Source organism: Escherichia sp. KTE159 (genome assembly GCF_000408805.1).
GTDB lineage: Bacteria > Pseudomonadota > Gammaproteobacteria > Enterobacterales > Enterobacteriaceae > Escherichia > Escherichia marmotae.
On record NZ_KE137291.1, the window covers coordinates 64,931 to 88,497 of the forward strand.

Genomic DNA, 23,567 nt, shown 5'->3' on the forward strand with positions numbered 1-23,567 from the left:
TACCACGCTGAGGAAATCATCATATCGCTGTTTTCCGCCCCTGCGTGGCGCATCACAGGTCAGGGAAATAACACAACATATAGTGTCATAAGCAGCTGAATGAAGCACTACATGTTGTACTTACAGGAGGTGGCGTTGTGTGGGGGAGAGGAAGATCCGTGACCAGGGGTTTTCGGATCTTCCTGAAGGAAAAGAAAGATTAATGCTTCTGTGGCATTAATAAAAACGGATTACTACCAAAAACACATTAATGCTTTTTTGATTACAATGTCCGGATACTGTTGCAGAAAAGACAGAAATCGCTCATGGCACTCAGACGTGATTAAACATAGCTATGACAGGATCTGTCATCTCTGCATCCAGCTCCCAGAGGTGGGTTATAATACTTTTAAGTGGATCATCTGCATCTTCCCTGCAGAACGTGCAGAACATCGTATCATCAGGGTAACGGAACAGACGTAAACGACCAAAAGATGAATTCCGGATCAGTAATGAGTAATTATCCAGACAGTCCGGAACGAAATATATTGTACAGTTTCCAATCATATATGGAAGAACATGTGGCTGATACCCCTTTTCTGGTTTACTTACCCTTTTTATGCCAAGCTCATTATGTTTATCAGTGCAATACTCAAGTTCGTATAACTTCCTGGAAAAACAATCACCATACACAATGAGTGTGCAATCTTCTTCCTTTTCCATCAGGATTTTTACTTTATGAAAGAGTTCATCCAGATCGCTTACATCCTCACTCAACTGACCACGATTAATACAGAGATTTCGGTGGACTGCATTAAGTATGTAGTCTGAAATTGTTGTTGAGTAAAAAAATGCTGGATCAATTGTGCGTCCAAGTTTCTTTGACACACTTTCCCTATCAATACCAATATTAATCCATTGTTTTTCCCAGCGCTCTGAAATTCCAGTATCAGGTATAAACTCAAACAGAGAAAGAAGATGATCTTTCTTAATATCATCAATGACATTCTGAGAGATGTTCATATCAATCCTTCTGAAAAGATCGATATCTGCTTCTGCCTTTATAATATCTGACTTAATACTTTCTTCAAAAGCGGATATGTACATGTCCAGCGTTCTGTTAAAAAATACAACTCGCGTAGCGTACTCCTCAGGTGTCATCAGAAAATTGCCTGCTACGTCTGTCGTGTTTTTCATCAGAGATTTCAGAGTATCGACAATATCTTTTTTATCAGAAAATGAGAAAATCCCTTCACTGATTGCAGCAATCACTTTTGGACTGACACTTTGTTCAGTAACAGACAGCATTACTGCTATATCAGCAAATGCAGGGTATAGTGTTTTTAAATCATCAACCCAGCCCATATAAATCCGCCCGGAAATAACCGGCCCGTTGTTGTTTCTGGTGAGTCTCTCCACCATATGAGACAAGCGTGAAAACCAGTTACTGCGCTCGTCTGCATGGCAGAAAGTAAGACGTAATATAACATCAATAATATCAGTCTGACCTACTATTTTCGGAGGTAGTGTATTATATGCACCAGTTGGAGCGACCAGTGAAGGAGACAGTAACCGTTTAATAATATTATATAAATTAACATTTTTTTGTTGTTCCAGATATCTCACTATATAAGCTGCCAGGAACAGGCGGAGATCTGTCATCACATTATACATTGTCAGGGATAGTGCGGCTTTTTCGTTATACGATGCCCCCCTCAATATGCAGGACTGACAGTTGTCTGAAACAGAGTGCAATAAAAAATCTGGCGTAAGAAAAAGGCTGTGCCACAAATATTCTTCGTGATAATGATTATGAAACTGCCCCTGATTAAGCCACAGCATAAACATATCAGTACTCAGATCAGTGGCATCAATATCATCAGATGTTATTGCTGTAATAAGCATTTCCATAGAGCGAAACAAATGTGATACAAGGGCCTCAGTATAGCCAGCAGTATCAACATTATTCTTAAACGTCAGACGCAACCACATATGCCAGCTTTCCCACTCGCCGATAAAATTTTGCAGCATTGCAACATAACGTTGCTTCTGGTTCACTGATAACGCCTTGTTTCCAGCATTCCAGTCAATCAGTATCTGCCAGATATCACACTGGGACTGAAGAGCCTGTTGCAACTCTCCGGTTCTGCCTTCTCCCCGATACCGGTAAAAAGAGTGAGGAAGATGTATGATCTTTCGAAAATACATAGATGTGGTATCCAGTGTTTTCACCACTTCTTCTGCAAGACGGTAGAAATCATTATGAAAAGACTGGCTTAAACTTTGTGGAAAAAATGAAACGGACACGTCATCAATATAATTTTTATCACCATACTGAAAACATCTTTTCAGTGTAATAAAGGTCGAAACAAGTCGATCTGCAGCTTCCTCAAACGCCCCCAGATTTCGTTCATCCAGAGCATCATAAATTTCCCCATAAAAACCTCTGGTGAAATTTAAAAAATTTGTTTTTTCCCATTTGCTTCCACGGATAAAACAGAGCTTAAACAATTTCGCCCAGAGAGAATTATATCTGATACCAATTGTAGCCAGAATAACCACTTCGCCATTATGTATCCCCCATCCGGGTAAGACACAGACTCGTTCAGCTCCCGTTCCGACAGTTTTTAATCTCCTGAAAAGAAATAATAATGGAAGTGTATAGACATCTCTCACACATTCATCCAATCCAAGTTTTAGTTTCAGAAGCTCTGATTTTTCTTTTTTCGGAGGGTTATAAACATCAACTAAAAAATTCAGCCGTCCTTTCCTGTTAATATAATCACCTGGAGAAATTAACCAGTTTCTTACAATAGCAGTTTTTATATGCGGTGTCACAACTTTTGAAACAAAATACTTAAGCATGATTCGATCACGCCGGTGATTATCCAGTACATTCAGACTCTGAATAAAAAACCAGATCGACAAACCAATATTCAAGAGCATCCAAATCAGAGCAACAACAACAAGGCAGATATCAAGATACTTATCACCCCAGGAAGATAAAAGCTCACTCACCAGGATAAATGCCGCAAGGGAAAGACCGCTCAGACCAGCAAACATGTATCCTGAGTAAAGCTGATAGGCTGACTGGATATGTTCGCGGGTCGATTTTTTCTGAAAAAGGACGCTGATTAGACCAACAACTAATGGAAAAACAATACCAATGATGGTTAATTGTCCACCCAGCAGATCTGAAAGACCATCTGGAAGATTTTCAACTCCCTTAAAATACTGCCTGCCAAATGGAGCCAGGACCGGCCTCAGATACAAACCAGCAAGTACAATCATTATTGCACCAACCCAGAGAATCAGCATGGCCCATCCATAATATGTAGAGCACCAGGCCAGCAGGCGTTCAAAAATATTCCAGCGATATTTTCGATACTCAGAATTCATACGTAAATTATATCTGAACTCACTATCAACCAGATAGTTCACGCTTTTAAACAGTTTACTCAACATAAGTAACCTTCATAACCGGATTTATCCTCTGATTTCACTGCCAGAATGATACGTTGATTTACCTATTTTTATAACTGTGAATCAGGCTCAGCTCAGTTCCAGACTCCGACAAGCCAGACAGATACCGATTCCAAACGTTGTTATCAGATATTGACCAGCTCACTCTTAAGAACTGTTTTTAAATATTTTTTGATAACATCTTTCAGCTACTCTGGTTTTCTGGAGCCAGACCAGCAACGTCAGCCCCCACAGCTCCTATAGTTGATTAATATGAGCGAAGCTGTCGAACCAGCGTTACCGGACGAAGACGTTCTTCTGTTCAGGACCGCAAAGGCATGGAAACGATGTAAGGGCTCTTATTGTGTTAACCACGAAGTTAATCCGGCATCGTTGTCCGGCGACCTCAGTTCCAACTTTGCCCAGTCATGCTGGATCTAGTGCCTTCGCTGAGTTTCGAAGCGAACCCTTTTTGTCGATGAGCGAATCTTACATTGGGGGGGATGTAGTAATGCAACATGGAGCGTTCACCTGTATAGCCTATTGCCTTAATCTCCTCGAAGATAACCTCGCTATTCCAGACATTCTCTGCCAGGCGTATGTCGATGTAATCCATAAACGGTTTCAGCTTAACCATTTTATGGCGGGTCTTTCTAGCTGGCGGTTCAGGGTATTTGAGGTAGCGTCTGACGGCCCGTTCAGAGCAACCAATCTGAGTCTCGACAATGTACGCGCTCTGCTGGCGCATTTGCTTTATCATGTAAAATTCCTCTCTGCTCAGCATGTTGATGTCCTTTCTGGTGTGAGAACCTTAAGGAAACAACATGTTGGGTGGAGCGGATAATCCAAATGGTGAATTACCGTCTTATATAACTGGCGCTGACAACTGCGAGGATTCCCCCGACAATTCCAGACATTTTCAGTCAGATACATGTCGATATAGTTCATGGGCAGAATCATGCATGCCGGAAGGAGAAAGGAGTGTAAAAAACGCTGAAGGTGCGGTGCTTATCGATGAACTGGACAACCATCTTCATTCAGAATGGTAACTAACCATCCGAAACGGTATCTCTGCGCTACTCCCTAAATCGCAGTTTATTGTAAAGACGCACTCACCGCACCTCTTGGTTTGTGCAAAGAAAAATGAAATCATTCTTCTTTCTCCGTCCTATGAAAAAGAAAAATATGATATATACCCACAGAGTAAAGCCTATTCAGGGTGGGCTACCGATTTAATCCTTACAGGGTTAATGGGCGTTCTCAGCCTCGACAACAAAGAATATGAAAAACTAGCCAATATCTGCTATAAAAATATTGAATAAAACGATCTTGATGAACTGAAACGTAATTATTCTCGCCTTGAATCAATCAGTCATCCAGATGAAAGTATTTTGATTGCACTCAAAACACGAATTGCAGGTATGGAGTCTATCAGATGATTAAGCTGAATCGATTATCAACGCCAGCTATTCTTAGGGAAAACGGTCCAATCTGGACAAAAAACTTAATGGATCTGGTTAATAAATATGGCGGATATAAAAAACCTCTGCCATGGAAAAGGAGTCCGCACTCCGGTTCTATACGCATGAGGATATCCAACAGCCCCTGAAAAACAGTACACATGGAAAATGCGCTTTTTGCGAAGGTATACCTGATGAAACCGGTTATGCTGAAGCAGAACATTTGAATGGAAAAATCTTCTATACTGTTGCAAACAGTGCAACAATAAAAAACTCAATTATGACACCTATCAGTTTCCTATTGTTAATCCGTATGATGATAATCCAGATGATTATTTCACTGACATGGGTATAATGATCAAACCTAAAGAAGGTTCTCTCCATTAAATTGCTAACAGAACCATTAGGGTCTGTGAATTGAGCTCTTCCAGGCTGATTTCTGAAAGGAGTCAAATTCTTGCCAGTTTTCGTATTTTCGAACAGGAACTGTCTGAAGCTTTAGATGAATTCCGTAATGCCAGAACAGAAAAAAGCACGAAAGACAGAGCAAGAAAGATCATTATATCATTAGATACAATTGAAGATATGATTAAACCTAACGCAAAATTATCACATTTTTATATTTTTTTGCTGAAATCTTCGGAAGTTTATCGGCAGGCAAAAAAATGAACTGGAGAAGTATATCAGTGATGTGTTGTAATAAACGAACCTAAGAGGAACAATACAATATTCATTCCGGTTCTATAGATGAGTTAACCGGAATTACCCATTCCTATAAAAACGATAACAATTATTCCCAAAAAAAAGATAATCATCGCATAAAAAACTCTTAAATACATTTACACGACATAACAACACAAATAAAAAGTAATTTTTATATTTCATTAAAGCTTACATCGGATACACACTGACAGGTTTCACCTGTCTCATTTCAGTTCTGGCTCCGGAAACGCTCGCACTTAGTTGGACTAAAGCCAGGTCGATAAACGTCATCTGAATGGCAGCGATATCAATGAACAGTGACCACGCAGAAGCCTCAGATAATGGTAGAATATCACAAAATCAAATATCAGTGGGAATTACGAAAAAAATCATATAATAATGCATAGCTATTTATTTTTCATGATTATTACCACTGGATTCGGCATATCCATCTGACATTCCATGCCAGATAGCGTATTTCGCCCCCCTTCTTTCACATTTGCGGAGGCCTTCCCAAACATTAATAGCAAAAGAGAATAAACAATAACAAACAAAACATCAACAATAATATTTCTACGCATATCCATCCTTACTCAACTCACCGATAAAATATATTTACTATTAATGTATAATTTTTCCATGTCACTTTCTCCAGTACTCCCAAAACGAGTTCTGTTGTATATCAATGTATTAGTTATTGCCTGCTCATTTCTTAGCCTCACTTTTCCGGGACTCTCTATATTGATCCAATACAAAAATCTCCCGCATCATATTTCCTACCAATGCCCCGGAGGAATAATCAGAACTAGTACTGGACAATCCTCCTGCTTACTGGTATTCAATACTTACCGGCAGTGACACCCGCCAGCGTTCAGGCATCGCGCCATTCAGACGTAATTCACCACTGCCTGCCACAGTCTGTGCACCATACGCACCTTCTACCTGACGCAGGGTGGCATCACTGAAATGACTCACTCCCGAATAACCACTGATTGTCATTGTCTGCAGCCAGACGGGACCTTCGCCACTGAACATCTTCTGCAGAACCCCCGGAATATCAGCCCCCTTCATGGCTGTGCTTTCACCAGGCAGGCCATTCACATCCAGGTCGTCATACACGCCGGCATACACCGACTGTCCGCCTTTCACATGGCGCAATACCCCCGCAGCCTGCATTCTGAAAACAAATGTGCCTGCCCGGACGTTATTATCTCCGGTGACAGGCAGCATCACTTCCGCGACGCCTGGTGCTATCCAGACAAGTGAAAAACCCTCAGCCTCCTTTCCGTAACTGACCCGGGGAGAAAGTCCCTCACGTCCTGCCGGTGTGGTCAGGGTGGTTTTTCCCAGTAAAACGGTCATCGCCGGCAGTGCAACCGGAATTCCCTGCTCACCGTCACGAACACTACGGCTCTGCTTAACCTCCAGGCTTTCATTTCCATGTCCGACTTTCCACACCCACGGATTACGTGTGCTGGTCACCCCCCCTTCCAGCTTAAGCTCTCCGCTGAAATCTTCTCCCGGCGTGTTCCAGGCCAGTACAGTGGAGGGCAGGAGGCTGACAGCAAACAGAAACAACGTCATCTTCTTCATTTCTATTTCTCCTTATATCCTTGCGACCATCACTGTACTGTGACCGTCACATTCAGCCCTGCCTGCCAGCGGGCCGGTGTGCCCTCTGCCGGCAACCGCAGTTCAAAATCCGACACCACAGAGGCATATGCCGCAGCCAGATTCATCACTCGACCGTCAGCCAGTACCCCCTGACTGATAACCTGTCCGTTATCCATCGCACTCATGCCATTTCCAAAATTCTGATTCATCAGTAATAAGGCAGACAGGCGGCTCTTCAGCCCCTGCGGAAGACTACCTGGCTGTACATCCGTCACACTTTGTCCACTGACCAGTGACACACCCGAAGGCGTGGAGGCTCCCTCTTCCTGCTTACCTGTACTGACCGCCATCCCCTGATTCAGAGTAAAAGAAAGCTGTCCCGACACGTTCCCCGTCTCCGGGTCACGCACCGGGACAGAGGCGCGAAAACGTTGCGCTGAAGTGTCACGGCCTTCCTTTACGGCGAAAGGCCGTCCGTTACTGCTGAAAGTAATAAAGGGCGTGAATCCGGGCCCACCACGCTCAGCCACCTCATACAAATGCCCCTCAAGAAAAGGCAGAGGCCCTTTGTCGCTCAAATCAAAAACCAGTTGCCCGTTCTCTGTACGTGCATCAGCGGTATCCACAGACCAAGTCTGGTCCGGTGAACTTATCTGCCAGGTCCATTTCGGAGCTTCGTCAGTGACAAAACCATTAAACTGAATTTCGCCACCATCAAGAATATCTGCCTGAAGAATTGCAGAATAAAGCAAGGCCATTGTCGTCAGAGCGGAGATAAATAATTTATAATGATGAGTTATTTTCATTGCCATTCACTCTGCGCATTTATTGGACAATAATAAAATAGAGAAAACCCGCATACATCCTAAAAAAACATTACGTTGATGCATTATTTTTAACCAGCAGTAAATAAAAGACATTTACTGCTGGTAATTATTTAATTACGCGTAAGTAACAACAATTGGCAGGGAAGCACGCCACTCGATATCCTGGCTTGCAGCAGGAGTGTCAAGCTTGATATTCAGCGATTCATTTGCCAGGACACCAGAACCATAGGCCCCACTATACTTTCCACCCTCAGATTCAAATGAAGTTCTATTTAAGATATCTACATCCGAACCCTTCTGGTCATCAAAATTAGCTAAAAAAGAAGAGTCAATTTCATTGAACTTCGAAACTACTTCCGCATATTTTAAAGCACCATTCTGATTCTTGGGCAAACCGCCATAAAACCCGTCGCCAGCCTGACTGGCCAACATACCAAACACTGAACTATATGCATTACCGACTGCATCGCTCAAAGAATATACTGCGCCAGCAAAAAGCTCGGTCGTCATAGTACCGATTTTATTACTTGAAGATGCATCAGTAACATCCAGTACCAATTGGGTTTTCCCACTGGAAAAAGAGTCCAGATTAATTTTTCCACCATAGTTAATCTGCGGACTAATTCCGGGTTTTCCTATAAATGCCTGATTAGAGTGAGTACGAATACCCAGCACAGGAACAGCATTAGCAACAGTGATTTTAACTTCGCTGTCTCCTTGATTAATCTTTCCATCCAAATTAGTTACATTCGGACCAACTTTCACTTCCCACGGATTTGTACTTGTTCCTGTAACAACTAAAGTACCACTCATCTCGAATGAGCCACCTTCACTCCCTGGCGTCCATTCTCCTACAGCTGCCATTGAGGAACCGGATACTACAGCAGAGGCAGCCACACTCAGTGCAATCAGAGTCTTTTTCATAAAACAAACTCCTTGATATTTCATAAATAACAAACTGAAATCAGTAATCCTTATTTACCGGAATTACCGCAAAACTATCCCCTGCGGGTTTATTTGAGTAACCGCATTTCATTAAACGCATTGTTTAACTCAGAATAGTTTTACGTTATTCCCGTATTAAAAATACGGTAAGTCCCTTTACCAATCTGACCCGTTCCGGAGTCACGGATGTTTTGCTTTGATAAAGGAGAAGAATCCTCAGTCCTCCACCTCCAGCGCAATCTGCAGATTTCCCCGGTAACTGACCGGCACTTCCAGCTCTGTCGGTGTGCGGGTTACCTTCACCACACTGTTACCTGACACCTGACCATTCACCACGCCCAGATACTGCGTTTTCTCGCTGTATTCAGCGGCCAGTGCTGACTGAATGCTGAGTGCACTCAGAGCCAGGGCGACTGCCATCATTGTTTTCTTCATTTATTACCCCTCTGTTCCGTGTTCCGGAGGGCGGTTATTTTTTATCTGCCTTATCAGACGGATTAACCGGCGAATCAGATGCCTTCTGCCCGGAAGGGGCCGCAGCCTTTTTCTGGTTAATTGTCCAGGTCTGCAGGCTTCCCCAGTCATTCAGGGAGTCCACTTTCACCACATTTCCCTTCACCTGTACTTCATCACCCGGCATGAACATCAGCAGTTTCTGTGCCGTCTCATTATCCGTGGCAATTTTCTTCCCGTTTCCGTCCAGCAGGCTGCCAATCGCAAAAATGTACGGCGTGGTGTTCACCAGCATGGTCCTGCCATCCGGGCGGCTCTGCAGGCTGAGCCCTTCCTCTGCCCCCTTGCGGCCTTCAAGCAGTGCCTTCGGTCGGTAGAACAGTTTCAGCTTCGTGCGCAGCGCCACTGCAATACCGCTGCCCTCCAGAGCCGGCGGAATATCCTGCAGGTTCAGCCAGTACACCGACTCTTTATCCTTCGGCAGATGGTCCGAGGCCATGATGATACGCAGTGTCTGCTGACCATTCGGCTTCACCTTGAAGAAGGATGGCGTCACAACAAAGGTCGGACGGGTGTCCTTCTCCACGATATTGTCCACCCAGGCCTGACCACCAAAGGTACGCTCCTTGTCATTGTTGGTGACCGTGATGGTCAGCGCATCCTTGTCCCCGCGAAAGATATAGCGGGTCTGGTCTGCCGCCAGGGAAGCCATCGCACTCTGACAGGTCATCATCAGCGCCAGAGTCATTCCCAGTGCTTTTGTCACCCGGTTAGTGAAAAACGTCGTTACTGCGTTACGCTTACTCACACGTAATCTCCTGTAGTTTCTCAGTATCCTGCAGTTTCGCCGCAGGTATCCGGCACTGCCCCAGGGTGATATCACCCGGCGCATCCACCGTGTTAATCATCAGCACACCATTGTTAGCCACAAAGCCCAGTGGTGTGTTCTTACTGTCACGTGCCCAGGTTCCCCCCGGCACAAACTCACCGTCACGCTGCTTCACCTGCAGCAGGTAACGCTTAACTTTCAGGGCATCAAACGGCATCCACACCACCGCCTTGTCCGTCGGCACCACCTTCTGACTGGTGTTCGTCAGTTCGGTGCTCAGCGGCAGTGTGCCCGCATCAATCGTCACCGTGTTCCAGTCATAGCTGTTCAGCGGTACCACCAGGTTGCCGTCGCTGTCAGTCTGTCCGTCACCGGACGTCACCTTCACTCCGGGCGTATCCTTCACGTTCACTACCGCCACGGTGTCCCCGGTCGTGCGGCTGAACATAATGTCTTTCGCCGCCGGAACGGCCAGTACCGAACCGCTGACCGAGACAGAACCACTGGTTCCGCCGGACTGCGAGTGATTCAGGGCACCATTCAGATAAGCCCGGTCACCACTGTACGACGCATTCAGATAACTGCTCACACCACCACCGCTGTCACGCCCACCGCCCAGACCATAGCTGAAGCGGTCATTCAGTGAGCCGGACAGCCCCGTACTGAAGCCCGTACCGCCGTCCTTACTCGTACTCACCGACGTACTGCTGCTGTAGCGACGGTCAAACAGTGTGAACGGTACCGACACTGACGCCGATGCAGACCAGTTGTTTTCTCCCCGGGTGTTCCGTGAACCAGCCCAGCCCAGGTTAAGACTGACACCCTTAATCTGTGTGCTCAGAGTGCCGGTAATACCTGTGTCCTTACCGTTGTCATCGCTGTAACGGTAACTCCCGGTCATGGATGCGGGGTAATAGCTCCGCTGCCAGCCGGACACCGACAGACTGAACAGTCTACCCACCGGTTGGCTGACACCGGCATTCCATTCATTCTTCGTCCGGCGACCATGATTTAACTGCGACCACAGCTCTGTCGGGTCAAAGGAGGACATGTCCTCATATTCCTCACTCTGCCGTGACCAGCTCACCCGCAATCCGGTGTTCGTCATCTCCAGTTGTTTACTCCAGGATAACAGCACCTTATTTCCGCTGCGGCTGCCGTCGCGGTATTTTGCCGTGGCATAAGCACCGTCAGCAGACACCGCCCCCAGGTAACCCAGCCCGGCAACCACACCGACACTGGCCCCCTGCCAGTCCTGGTTGAACACCCCGCCGGCTCGCAGCGTCAGTCCGTCCAGACCGTAACCGTATGACGCCGCAAACACGCCGCCTTTCAGGTCACTGTCATCGTCAGGCAAACCGGCTGCCACACTGAACTCATGTTGCCCCGGGCTTAACTGCCCGGCCATCACCGACAACGGGAAGTTCTGTACCTGCTCGCGCCCGTCTTCACCGGTGATTTTCATGGTCACATCACCACTGGTGTACAGCGGCACATCCGTGATGGAGAACGGACCTGCCGGCACCATCTCCGAATGCAGCAACCGCCCGTTCTGTGTCAGCGTCACCCTCGACGGCCCGTTCGCAATGCCGCTGAACACCGGGGTATACCCCAGATTGCCCGGCTTCATGCTGTTGTTCCGGCTCAGCGACACGCCGTACGTTCCCGTGCTGCCCAGCAGACTGTCCCCGGTGGATGTTTTCCCGACCGCCAGGTCCGCACTCAGTGCCCGGATAGCCCGGGTGGCCGTAAACATGTTTATCGTGGTGGAGTTATCCCCGCTGTCACCGCCGCTGGCCGTGGCAGAAGAACTCACCACCCAGCGCCCGATATTGGCTTTCAGGTCCGCAGAACCAAAGGCCGAGGTGTTATTACGGCCGGTGTTGGCGTTCGCGTTATAGTTCACGCGAAATGCACTGGTCCCGTAATCCCAGTCCACATTCTCCGGCATCTTCACCAGCCCCTTCTGGGGAATGAACAGCGCCAGACTCTGGGTGGAAACATCAAAATCCACCTTCACTGACGGGGCTTTTGTCAGCACATAGCACTGTCGTGTGGCGTCATATCCCTCACGAAAGTAATCTGTACTGACGTAAATCCCGGCCTTCGTCAGCCATGCCTCTGTCAGACACAGTTCATTACTGTCCTGTGGTGCCACATCCAGTATCTGTTTCCCGGCCTCCTTCCCGTTCAGGGACAGGTCAACCAGATAACGCCCCGGCGCATAGCTGCCGTTCAGGGCTGCCCAGACTTCCGGATTAACCCCGGCACCACCCTGGATAAAGGACATATCCAGTTTTTCACCTGCAACACCTGTGGCACTGGCGAAAACAATTGATACAGCAATCGCAACTACGGCCCGACAGAAAAACACGGATGAAACCGGCTCTGCGATTTCCTTCTTTCCTGCACACACAATCCTTTTCTCCGTTACTGATACGTGACCACACTGGTACTGCCCGCATCCACCACATGACAGGCTGAAGCAACTATGTCTGCACAAAAAACAATTCTCTGTATGGAATCCACCCCACACAAAGAAAATAAAAAAATGCATATGTGCGCTCGTATACATCTCAGGACAATCATTTAATCGCTAACCACAATGTGGTTGCCTTCTCTGCGATTAATTATCGCCTCTTCAACCCTAAAAAAAACACACAACACGAAAAAACAGGAAACAAAACATGAAATACATAAGAATAATTCACATGGCCACATGAAATAAACCTCAATACAGAATATTGGACGTTTAATGAAATGCATTACCACTTTACACAAAGATAATAATACCCTTCAGTCCACAGCTCTCTGGCCATCCTAAAACAATGTCACAATCATAAAATACTCCTCCTCAATAGAAATTGATTAATAAGCAGAAAGTGAATCGCTATGTATAGTTTTGATGCTTCCAGTTTGTGCGTATTACCGTGAATGAGATCGGTTCTCCCTGCGTCAGAATAGTTATCACCTTGATTTTTTTACATATAAAAGAGACTATGCCTGCACATGCGGTACCAATTTATATAAAAGAACAAGGTGTTACCTAGTTATTAGTACCTTATAGCATGATCCATACAGAATATTTTCTGTAAACCAGATCTGAGTCCTTCAGTAATACAAGATGGAGACTTGAGCTCGTGCAACAAGGCCTATTACCGGAAAAAAATATCTTCTGTCGATGGAAATGAATGGACACCGGAGCAACGGTTTTCTGTTGTTGACAGTTGTAATCGAAACCGCAATTTTATCTGAAATGGAACTGGCTGATTATTTCCAGAGAATGGAGTTTTTTGTTGAGCAAGTTAAAGAATGGAACTATATTCATTCAGGATCATGAAAAGAAAATGACAGAAAGTCGCCGTGCTGATAAATAATTACGCGAAGCAAAGACTCAGTTACGGGAACTGGAAAAAGAACGTATCCGTAAAGATAAAGCTCTGGCGGAATGGACTGCACCCCACCCCGTTAGACGATCCTGCCCTATAGTTTGAGCATAGGGGGAGCATATGGGCACACCACGATTTACACCAGAATTTAAGGAAGAAGCCGTCCGTCAGATCACGGAACGCGGCTATTCCGTTGCCAAAGTATTTGACCGTCTGGGCGTTTCTGCACACAGCCTCTACAAGTGGCGACGGGCTATCAAACCAGGTAACAGCGAGCAGCATGCCCGGGATTTACTAGAAGCCAAAAGCGAGATACTGAAACTACGGGCGCAGCTAAAACGTACCGAAGAAGAACGGGATATCCTGAAAAAGGCCGCGCGGTACTTTGCAAGGGAGCCCGACTGAAGTACCGCTTTATCAATGAACACCACACTGTATGGGGTGTGATGACGATGTGTCGGGTACTGAATGCCGCCCGGGCCGGGTTCTATGCATGGTTGCACAACCCGGTCTCGGCGCGTGATAAAGATAACCAGCGTCTGCTGACGCTTATCCGTGACTCATATTTACTGAGCTGAGGCGTATACGGTTACCGGCGGGTTTATGGCGATCTGAACGAAATCGGGGAAGCCTGCGGTAAAAACCGGGTGGGCCGCATCATGCAACTGAACCGGATTAAAGCTGTACGCGGCTATAAAGCGCCGCGTCGTATCGCTGGCAGACCTTCAGTGGTAGCGCCTAATCGTGTGCAGCGGCAGTTTACTGTTGTCCGGGCCAATCAGGTCTGGGTCACCGACATTACTTATAGTGTGCCCGGAGTTCAGGGCGAGCATGGAGGCTCAAATGAACCATGAGTCTGTCTGGAATATTGAAACGGTAACTCATGACGAGAAACCCAACAATCCCACCGGGTGTGATGGTGGAGAACCTGAGCGGCAGTGACCTGCGGCATGCCTGCAGGGTGATGTAACCCGCTGACAACGGGGATTGAGGCGAGATCACTAAGCCGAGATGACCCCCAAAGTTGAGTGCTGAAAGGCTGAAGAACATGAACCCGTTAATTCGCCTCTGTGGGTTGAAAACGTCACCACGGCCAATGTGATCTGACAGGCCGTGCAGAAGGAACTGGCAGTGATATGTATGCACTGCCGGTCAAAGGTGTTTTGACAAGTATGCAAAACACCGGGACAGCAGTGCCCATCACGCTCGGGTTGCTGACTTCTGCCAACTTGCGGCAAGCAAGGGTAAAGAGTGCGACGGGCAGCCTCCTCAGTATGTCTGAGTCCAGACAGGTGAACCGGGGAAGGTCAGCGACGGATGTTAAGGGGGCATGGCCCGATGACGCGCTGACTGGCGGAGCTTCCGTAGTAGTCTGCGATGGGGAAAGCCCATTACATGGCGAAGGGAAGAAGTTTACATGTGTTTGCGACGAGAATTAACTGACCTAACGAGGTGAAGACCTTTGATAATCAGCGAAATGAAACGCAAGCTTGCCACATGGGCAGCCACCGAACCGTCCCGACGGATTGAACGACTGCTGCGTCTGATAACACACCCAGAATGGCTGGCTGAAGCGGCGCGCATCACGCTTTCATCAACGGGGGCTCATCCCCCCGGCGTTGATGGTGTGAACAAAGCAACGCTACAGGCCAGACTGGCTGCTGAGCTGCAAATCCTCAGGGATGAATTACTCTCAGGTCACTACCAGCCCTTGCCCGCCAGACGGGTTTACATCCCTAAAAGCAACGGCAAGCTGCGACCTCTGGGTATCCCGGCGATGCGTGATCGTATTGTTCAGCGGGCTATGCTGATGGCGATGGAGCAGATATGGGAAAGTGATTTTCATACACTCTCATATGGCTTCCGGCCTGAACGCAGTGTCCACCATGCGATCCGCACGGTGAAATTGCAGCTCACCGACTGCGGTGAAACACGGGGCCGCTGGGTAATTGAAGGCGACCTGTCCAGCTACTTCGACACTGTACACCATCGGTTGCAGATGAAGGCAGTACGCCGCAGGATCAGCGACACTCGTTTCATGGCTCTGCTGTGGAAAACCATCAAGGCCGGGCATATTGATGTCGGTCTCTTTCGGGCGGCAAGTGAAGGCGTACCGCAGGGTGGCGTAATATCGCCGTTGCTGTCGAATATCATGCTCAATGAGTTCGATCAGTATCTGCATAAACGCTACCTGAGCGGGAAAGCCCGAAAGGATCGCTGGTACTGGAATCACAGTATCCAGCGAGGCCTAAGTACCGCTGTCAGAGAAAACTGGCAATGGAAACCTGCTGTGGCATACTGCCGGTATGCCGATGACTTCGTGCTTATCGTCAAGGGTACCAAAGCACAAGCCGAAGCCATCAGGGAAGAGTGTCGTAGTGTGCTTGAAGACAGCCTGAAACTCAGGCTGAACATGGACAAGACCAGAATCACCCATGTTAACGACGGCTTTATCTTTCTGGGTCACCGGATCATCCGCAAACGCAGTCGTTATGGCGATATGCGGGTGGTCTCGATGATCCCGCAGGAGAAAGCCAGAAACTTCGCTGCATCGCTGACGGCTTTGTTATCAGGTAATTACAGTGAAAGTAAAATCGATATGGTTGAGATACTCAACCGGAAACTGAAAGGCTGGGCCGCGTTCTATCAATTCGTTGATTTTAAGGCCAAAGTATTCAGTTATATCGACCGCGTAGTGTTCTGGAAGCTGGCTCACTGGCTGGCCCGCAAGTATCGTACAGGTATCACTTCCCTGATGAAGTGGTGGTGTAAATCACCGAAACCGGGTCAGAGCAAAACATGGGTTTTATTTGGAAAAACCAACCACGGTAAGCTCAGCGGTGAAATCCTGTACCGGCTGGTCGGGCAAGGCAAGAAGCTGTTCCGCTGGCGTCTGCCTGAAGGTAACCCTTATCTGAGGACGAAAGCCAGAAACACGTATACATCGCGCTACACTGAGGTGTCAATGGCGTTCGCCAGCGTTTAAACGGAGAGCCGGATGCGCTGAAAGGTGCACGTCCGGTTCGGGGAGGAGAGGCAGGGAAATAGTCCAACTACGCCCTGCCTCTTACTCTACTCCGTACCTGGCAGGGCTGGCTGTATCTGGCGGTGGTTATCGATCTCTTTGCCCGTAACGTGGTGGGCTGGTCGATGAAGCCCACTCTCTCACGCGAACTGGCGCTGGATGCACTGATGATGGCGGTCTGGCGACGTAAACCTGACGGAGAGGTCATCGTGCACTCAGACCAAGGTAGCCAGTACGGCAGTGACGACTGGCAGCGTTTCTGCCAGGCCAATAACCTGGCCCCGAGCATGAGCCGGCGTGGCAACTGCTGAGATAATGCAGTGGCCGAGCCGTTCTTCAGTTCACTGAAAAAAGAACGGCTCAGAAAACGTATCTATAAAACCCGGGATCTGGCCCGCACCGATATCTTCGATTACATTGAAGTGTTCTATAACCGGGCCCGGCGCCACAGTCATCTCGGTGGCGTCAGTCCGGAGGCCTTTGAACAGGCCTCGTCGTGAGGACAGGATATGTCCACGGTTGTGGGGACAGTCCAAGGACTGTAGCGTTGCTTTGCTCAGGGAGGGATACGCCCCTTTTGACAAGGTACTACTCGTGGCAATCCAAGAGGCCCATTTAACATATAATTGATATCGAACTCTATTTATATCCCTTGCTATTGATGGCGAACTATAATTGCTATAAAATAATATCCTGTTGTTTTGCATACATTATATGACTCTCATGAAGAAACATTCAAACACAGAAAATAACAATATTTTTCTTCCCGATGAATGGTCAAGGGCGATAAAAAATAAATTGAATTTTTCCAGTGTAAAAATAATCCCTTCATTACAAAAAAAAGAAGGTTTATTTGATGGGCGCATGTATATTGACGAATTAAATGGAGATATATTTAAAACCTTAGTAAAGTCTTCCGCTGTTACTGTATCCCTTACACATAAAGATGTAATAAATTCTACTTTTAAAAAAGTATTTTTTATATATTCATGTGGCAATGTACTTGTGAGAAATAAAGAGCGCCGAGAAATTATTTCGCCAGGAGATGCTTTAATTGTTCCCTCACATGACGAGTTAATCATAGATTCTCCTTCGAAAAGAAATACTATTTCTCTTATCGTGGATGTTAAAAACATAACCGAAGAATCTGAAGAAACGTTAAAAAACTTAGCATGGAAAAAAACTTCAGAATTAATGTATGGTGATGATATTAACAAGTTACTTTTAAACTATCACTCTAATTATTCAGATAGATTTTGTGAGAAGAACACCAAAGCGTTGATTAGTCTGTTATCATTAGAGCTTGAATCTCATGATAAAGCCTACCTAGGAAAAATCAATAGCGATGACAAACTCACACCATTGATCTATTTTATTAAATCCAATATAAAAAACAGTGAACTATGTCTATCATCTGTAGCGAATTCATTTAATATTTCCGAGAGGATGATTCAGTATATTCTTTCAGAGAACAATATAAAATTCAGTGAATTTATTGCAAATGAACGCTGTCGACTTCTGGCAAAGAAAATAATGGACGATCCCTATATGAATGTTGATGTTCATATATATGAATCAGGTTTTAACTCAATCGCCACAGCTAATAGACAATTTAAAAAAAGATTAAATGAAACACCCAAAAAATATCAAGAACGGCAAAAGAAAAATTTACACAAACAACAAAAAAACAATTCTTTCTTTTCCTAACTGTTGGTTGGCGTGTAAAGGAATTACATATTCCCGTCGTTATATGATGATATCCATCTGATATATTAGATCACCCCCTAGGTTGACAGGTGTCGATTATTTATATAGACATCTGTCACATTAAATCTTGTTTAAATTTTTTCTCAATCCAGATGTATTTTGATCAAGTAATGTTTCCATCGGTACCCGCCACAGCACATTTATCCCTGATAGTAATACCGGACTTCACCAAGTTCTTTGCAGCAGTCTGGAGTATACAGTGAATAGAAAACCTAGTTGCGCCATAGACCGCTAGGTTAGAGTTACCGAACTTAGCAGCATGAAATGAAGCGTTAATTATTTTCCCTACAATCTCCTCCTTTCTTTGCGGTGTCCTTTTTTATGCGTTTCGGGATAGTTTGATTTCTCCTGTTAACATCAGTGGCGGATGATAATTAACCATGATGTCAACGAAACAAATTCCCTGTCATCGTTAGTAATAATGACGTTCTTTCTGTAACCAGAATAATTTTCCCACTCAATAGAATTGCTATCTTTAACCATAAGCATGTCTATATCTTGATTATTTCGTAAATTGCACTTTTTTTTTCACATATAGCAAAAATATTTCACTTTTTTTTGTTATTAATTTATATCCTTGGTAGTGTAAATAAACTAGGAGCAAACCAAACAATATGCAAACATATAGCTTTCATTTATTAGCATTTAGCCAACAAAAAGCAAACAACATGCAGCAATATTAATTTTAATTGTTATTGTGTTATCTATAGATTAATTATTATTGTTAGGATGAAATATGAGCAAATACACACACCTGTCAGGGGTTTCGTTAATTAATAATGCTCTGTTAAATAAAGGTACGGCATTTTCAGTATCTGAGCGGGGTGAGTTCAATCTGAATGGGTTGCTCCCGAACAAAATTGAATCGCTGGAAGAACAGGTTCAACGGGTAAAAATTCAGCTTGATCGCTTTGCTACTGATGAGGCGCGACATGTGTTTTTACGCAATCTTCAGGACACAAACGAAACGCTGTTCTACAGATTCATCACTTCCCATCTGGAAGACACGCTGCCGCTAATCTATACCCCCACCGTCGGTTATGCCTGCCAGCATTATTCTGAGATATGGCGAAAACCCCGGGGTATATGCATTGCCTGGGAAGACAGGGACAATATCGATGCTTTGTTGAGGAACGTTCCGTCAGATAATATCAGGATCATCGTTGTGACTGACGGGGAACGTATTCTTGGACTGGGAGACCAGGGCATTGGCGGTATGGGGATACCGGTTGGAAAACTCTCTCTGTATTCTGCCTGCGGGGGTATTGATCCTCAGATGTGCCTGCCGATGGTTCTGGATGTGGGGACCAACAATACGTCATTACTGGAGAGTCCCGTATACATGGGTGCCCGGCATCCTCGTATTCCTGACAGTGACTATTACCCGTTTCTGGAACGGTTTATTGTTGCCGTGGAAAAACGCTGGCCCGGCGTGTTGCTGCAGTTTGAAGACTTTGCACTGAAACATGCCACGCCGTTACTGGAAAAATACCAGGATCGCCTGTGTTGTTTTAATGATGACATTCAGGGAACGGCCGCTGTGACCCTGGGGACGCTGCAGGCAGCCTGCAGACATAAAAGGCAGACACTATCTTCACAGACCCTGCTTTTTGTCGGTGCGGGCTCAGCAGGATGTGGGATTGCGGATTTGATTGTGTCAGCAATGATGGCCGAAGGGCTGAATGAGCAAGAAGCGCGTCGCCGTATTTATATGGTGGATAAAGACGGTCTCCTGCTGAAAGACAATCCGTCATTAACAGACTTTCAGTCACCCTTTGCCTGGCCTGCAGAACAGCTTGGTTTCTCTCCTGAAAACAAAGGTCTTGATGCATTAATCGCGGAAATCAAACCTTCCGTGCTGATTGGCGTGTCCGGTGTAGCGGGGCTGTTTACAGAACAGGCCATCAGACAGATGTATGCGCATTGTGAAAAACCGATCATTTTTCCGCTGTCCAATCCCACCTCAAGGGCAGAAGCGGTACCGGCAGATCTGCTGTCCTGGACCAAAGGCAATGCGATTGTGGCCACAGGCAGCCCGTTCTTTCCTGTGGAATATAACGGGGAGCAGAGGGTGATTTCTCAGTGCAACAATGCCTATATTTTCCCGGGTATCGGACTTGGAGTGCTGATTTCCGGTGCCACACGAGTCACCCGGAATATGTTTCTGGCATCCGCCCGGGCACTGGCATCATTTGAATGTAAAAACACAGGACTGTTACCGGATATCCGGCACATACATGACATATCCCGGATGATAGCATTTGCGGTTGCGCAGTCTGCGATAGCAGACAATGTGGCTCCCCCGCAGACACTGCCGGCACTGACAGAAAAGCTGGAAAACACATTCTGGCGTCCTGAATACAGCGATTACCATCGCATTTCTCTTTAATCCGTTGATAACAGGAGGCTGAGCCTCCTGTATATGTTTTTTCGAACATGAGTTATGCATGTCTGATGAATAAAAAATTTCTTATATTAGCACCAGTATTATTAACGTTGATTATCTCTCAACTCCCGGTGCCGCTGGGACTGTTACCGTATTCGTGGTATTATTTTTCCTTGTTTGTTGGAGTCATTGTCGCATTAATTATTGAGCCATTGCCGGGGGCTGTAATTGGATTATTGGGTATTGTTATTGGCGCAGTTTTCTCTCCGATATTTTTATTTTCTCCGGAACAGCTTCATTCTCCGGGAGTTAACACAACATTAATGGCGTTTCACTGGGCTGTATCCGGGTTCTCCAACGATACGGTATGGCTTATATTCAGTGCTTTTATGTTTGCACAGGGATATGAAAAAACAGGCCTAGGAAAACGCATATCGTTGTGGCTGGTCAGGTTGATGGGGGCAAGAACGCTGACGTTAGGATATGCAATTTCATTTGCAGATTTACTCTTGGCGCCATTCACACCATCCAATACGGCACGCAGTGCAGGAACAATTTATCCGGTGATCCGTAATCTGCCAGCTCTGTATGGCTCCTGCCCACATGATGAAAGCGCCCGGAAAATAGGTGCTTACTTAATGTGGACTGCGGTGAGTACCACATGTGTAACCAGTTCATTATTTCTGTCAGGTCTGGCGCCAAACCTTCTTTCTGTTGCATTAATTGAGCAACAAACCGGGATATTAATAGGATGGACTGACTGGTTTGTTTCTTTATTGCCGGCTGGCATAATATTATGGTGTGTTACCCCATTACTCGGATATTATCTTTATCCGCCGACAGAAAAGAAAAATGCCCAGGTTCCAGTCTGGGCTAAAGAACAACTTTCTCAGATGGGACGACTGACGACAAAAGAAGTCATGCTTATTCTTCTGATCGTTGGTGCGTTAATTCTCTGGATTGGGTGCTCCGGATTTATTGATCCTGCAATAGCGTCTTTAGTTATCATCTCTCTGATGATTCTGACGGATATCATTTCCTGGGATGATATCGTCAACAATAAAAATGCCTGGAATACTTTCTTCTGGTTTGCCACGCTGGTTGCCCTAGCTTCTGGTTTATCGGAAGTGGGGTTTGTTCGCTGGGCAGGAGACCAGATTGCGGGCACGCTGTCAGGGTTTGACAAAGTATTTACAATACTGGCTCTGGTTGTACTGTATTTTTTCCTTCACTATTTTTTTGCCAGTGGCACGGCACATGTCACGGCACTGCTACCTTTAATGATTGCAGTGGTATCCCTGATGGATGGTGTTAATGTTTTCGCATTTTCATTATTAGTATGCGGAACTCAGGGGATCATGGGGGTTATAACTCCCTATGCGACAGGCCCTTCACCAATATATTATGGCAGTGGTTATATTCAGTCGTCTGAATACTGGCGACTGGGTTTTGTATTTGGTGCAATCTATTTTCTTGTATACATTGCCATCGAATACCCATGGTTGAAATATCTCTGGGGCGGGATATAACAAAAACGCTGGAATATCATTTAATATGCGTGCAGCTTCTTGTTTCAGGAGGCTGCATGAATGTGAAGGATGCTAACAAGCATTAATATTTTAAAAAAGATTGCTGGCATTCATTATATCTATGGGTGACTCAGAAATATCATTCTGGACTTTTATTATTTTATTTTTCGCAGCAGAATTTATCCTGTTACTCTGGATGGCAAAAATAATATATTGGTCACCAGATAAATATTATAAAAACAAAAGACAGGCAATAGCGTAGCTGCCCGGAATGCCATATGTAAAGAAGCAGCTGGCTTCCCCAGTTGACGCCCGGGAAGATTACAAACTGGCCATTACACTGCTTAACGAGCATTATATCTGGCTGTGTATGCAGAATTCCATGGTAAGGGATGTCAACCTTCCCTAAGCCTGCATCCGTCACCAGAATGATCAGGAAAGCATGGCAGGCTCCTCACTCACTATCACTGAGCTAATAACGTCACTGGAGCCGGCAGTTATGGGTTACGTGACTTTTCTGCATTTGCAGATCGATTCCAGGCTACCGTGTTACATCTACGCAAGGGGATGTAACTACTCGTTCAACTCAATACTCTTAGCGTGGGAAAACTTCCTTTTTCAAGCAACTCCCAAACCGTAATTCCTAGCAAGCCCGGTAAGCTGAGCAGCAAGCCGGGCTCAAAGATTCTGACGTTGGCCTACAACCGCCAGGATATTGACACGACTGGCCTCATCATTCACTTCATAAAGAACGTGCTGTCCGAGTAGGCAGCCTGGCGGCTGCGGCTTGTCATGGCCTGTAATTACCGTTATAAAAACAGACAATATCATTGTCTTTCAGGTGGTTATATAGCCCGTTCAGCTAAACCTCGCAAACAAAAATCCAGCAGACAATCTTCCCGCTCAGCCCCCCCCTTGTTGCGATGGCGGGTGGTCCCCTGCGCCGGAGGAACAGATAATGAAGCCGGGCTGTTTTTTCCCGACTTCGCCAGCGCTGCCGATTACTGTATGGAGAAAGATATTCCATACCTGTTTGAAGAAGATGCCACCGGCAATTATGAAACAACTGTATGGATAGTTGGTGAGCCCGACGGTAATGTCACCATGCTCCCCATGTCCTGGAAAAATTTTCTGTCCGTGTGCACGATACATCCCTTTATCTGTCCGCAGTGCGGCACCTCACATCCTCCCCCTGCGTAA

At 46.0% G+C, this 23,567-nt stretch carries 12 protein-coding genes and 5 pseudogenes; 7 read left to right on the plus strand and 10 right to left on the minus strand.

What is annotated here, in order from left to right:
• Window positions 1-312 precede the first annotated feature (312 nt).
• The 9 genes and pseudogenes from A31E_RS21490 to faeD form a co-directional block, all read right to left on the minus strand.
• The gene (locus A31E_RS21490; RefSeq protein WP_016248299.1) at window positions 313-3,444 is read right to left on the minus strand and encodes a hypothetical protein; all 3,132 of its coding nucleotides are present in this window, start codon (window positions 3,442-3,444) and stop codon (window positions 313-315) included.
• Window positions 3,445-3,759: 315 nt separating this feature from the next.
• Window positions 3,760-4,225: pseudogene (locus A31E_RS21485) on the minus strand (IS21 family transposase); the annotation flags it as partial.
• Window positions 4,226-5,832: 1,607 nt separating this feature from the next.
• Window positions 5,833-5,901, minus strand: a pseudogene (locus tag A31E_RS26685) (hypothetical protein); the annotation flags it as partial.
• Window positions 5,902-6,431: 530 nt separating this feature from the next.
• Window positions 6,432-7,196: a F4 (K88) fimbria minor subunit FaeI gene (faeI, locus tag A31E_RS21480; protein WP_016233059.1), complete on the minus strand. Its 765-nt coding sequence runs from the start codon at window positions 7,194-7,196 to the stop codon at window positions 6,432-6,434.
• 29 nt (window positions 7,197-7,225) lie between these two features.
• A complete protein-coding gene (gene faeH, locus A31E_RS21475) occupies window positions 7,226-8,023 on the minus strand; it encodes a F4 (K88) fimbria minor subunit FaeH (RefSeq protein WP_016233060.1) in 798 nt (265 codons plus the stop codon).
• Window positions 8,024-8,158: 135 nt separating this feature from the next.
• The gene (locus A31E_RS21470; protein WP_016248300.1) at window positions 8,159-8,968 is read right to left on the minus strand and encodes a F4 family fimbrial subunit; all 810 of its coding nucleotides are present in this window, start codon (window positions 8,966-8,968) and stop codon (window positions 8,159-8,161) included.
• A gap of 237 nt (window positions 8,969-9,205) precedes the next feature.
• The gene (locus A31E_RS21465; RefSeq protein ID WP_016233073.1) at window positions 9,206-9,424 is read right to left on the minus strand and encodes a DUF5462 family protein; all 219 of its coding nucleotides are present in this window, start codon (window positions 9,422-9,424) and stop codon (window positions 9,206-9,208) included.
• Window positions 9,425-9,458: 34 nt separating this feature from the next.
• Window positions 9,459-10,250, minus strand: a complete 792-nt coding sequence (faeE, locus tag A31E_RS21460) for a F4 (K88) fimbrial chaperone FaeE (RefSeq protein WP_000044491.1) — start codon at window positions 10,248-10,250, stop codon at window positions 9,459-9,461.
• Complete coding sequence (gene faeD / locus A31E_RS21455; RefSeq protein ID WP_016233074.1) at window positions 10,243-12,687, minus strand: F4 (K88) fimbrial usher FaeD; 2,445 nt, start codon at window positions 12,685-12,687, stop codon at window positions 10,243-10,245. The genes faeE and faeD overlap by 8 nt, the downstream gene beginning before the upstream one ends.
• A 1,093-nt stretch (window positions 12,688-13,780) precedes the next feature.
• On the opposite strand from faeD, the pseudogene A31E_RS25105 reads away from it, so the two are divergent.
• The 6 genes and pseudogenes from A31E_RS25105 to A31E_RS21430 all read left to right on the plus strand — a co-directional run.
• Window positions 13,781-14,466: pseudogene (locus tag A31E_RS25105) on the plus strand (IS3 family transposase); the annotation flags it as partial.
• Between the two features lie 671 nt (window positions 14,467-15,137).
• Complete coding sequence (gene ltrA, locus A31E_RS21445; protein WP_187415622.1) at window positions 15,138-16,646, plus strand: group II intron reverse transcriptase/maturase; 1,509 nt, start codon at window positions 15,138-15,140, stop codon at window positions 16,644-16,646.
• 80 nt (window positions 16,647-16,726) lie between these two features.
• Window positions 16,727-17,185 (plus strand): annotated as a pseudogene (locus A31E_RS25110) (IS3 family transposase); the annotation flags it as partial.
• A 223-nt stretch (window positions 17,186-17,408) separates the two neighbouring features.
• The gene (locus A31E_RS21440; RefSeq protein ID WP_228943880.1) at window positions 17,409-18,392 is read left to right on the plus strand and encodes a helix-turn-helix domain-containing protein; all 984 of its coding nucleotides are present in this window, start codon (window positions 17,409-17,411) and stop codon (window positions 18,390-18,392) included.
• A 796-nt stretch (window positions 18,393-19,188) separates the two neighbouring features.
• The gene (locus tag A31E_RS21435) at window positions 19,189-20,841 is read left to right on the plus strand and encodes an NAD-dependent malic enzyme (protein ID WP_016233081.1); all 1,653 of its coding nucleotides are present in this window, start codon (window positions 19,189-19,191) and stop codon (window positions 20,839-20,841) included.
• 65 nt (window positions 20,842-20,906) lie between these two features.
• A complete protein-coding gene (locus tag A31E_RS21430; RefSeq protein ID WP_016233082.1) occupies window positions 20,907-22,367 on the plus strand; it encodes an anion permease in 1,461 nt (486 codons plus the stop codon).
• A gap of 678 nt (window positions 22,368-23,045) precedes the next feature.
• Here A31E_RS21430 and A31E_RS26540 read toward each other — a convergent pair.
• Window positions 23,046-23,135 (minus strand): annotated as a pseudogene (locus A31E_RS26540) (type II toxin-antitoxin system RelE/ParE family toxin); the annotation flags it as partial.
• 24 nt (window positions 23,136-23,159) lie between these two features.
• Here A31E_RS26540 and A31E_RS23660 point away from each other — a divergent pair.
• Entirely contained in the window at window positions 23,160-23,567 is a 408-nt protein-coding gene (locus A31E_RS23660) for a transposase (RefSeq protein ID WP_207145514.1), read from the plus strand.

Excerpts from the sequence above, each read along its gene's own strand:
- A31E_RS21440 (WP_228943880.1), top strand. The coding sequence starts at position 17,409 with ATGAAGAAACATTCAAACACAGAAAATAACAATATTTTTCTTCCCGAT.
- A31E_RS21470 (WP_016248300.1), bottom strand. The coding sequence starts at position 8,968 with ATGAAAAAGACTCTGATTGCACTGAGTGTGGCTGCCTCTGCTGTAGTA.
- faeH (WP_016233060.1), bottom strand. The coding sequence starts at position 8,023 with ATGAAAATAACTCATCATTATAAATTATTTATCTCCGCTCTGACGACA.
- ltrA (WP_187415622.1), top strand. The coding sequence starts at position 15,138 with ATGAAACGCAAGCTTGCCACATGGGCAGCCACCGAACCGTCCCGACGG.
- A31E_RS21435 (WP_016233081.1), top strand. The coding sequence starts at position 19,189 with ATGAGCAAATACACACACCTGTCAGGGGTTTCGTTAATTAATAATGCT.
- A31E_RS21490 (WP_016248299.1), bottom strand. The coding sequence starts at position 3,444 with ATGTTGAGTAAACTGTTTAAAAGCGTGAACTATCTGGTTGATAGTGAG.
- A31E_RS23660 (WP_207145514.1), top strand. The coding sequence starts at position 23,160 with ATGGCCTGTAATTACCGTTATAAAAACAGACAATATCATTGTCTTTCA.
- A31E_RS21465 (WP_016233073.1), bottom strand. The coding sequence starts at position 9,424 with ATGAAGAAAACAATGATGGCAGTCGCCCTGGCTCTGAGTGCACTCAGC.
- A31E_RS21430 (WP_016233082.1), top strand. The coding sequence starts at position 20,907 with ATGAATAAAAAATTTCTTATATTAGCACCAGTATTATTAACGTTGATT.
- faeI (WP_016233059.1), bottom strand. The coding sequence starts at position 7,196 with ATGAAGAAGATGACGTTGTTTCTGTTTGCTGTCAGCCTCCTGCCCTCC.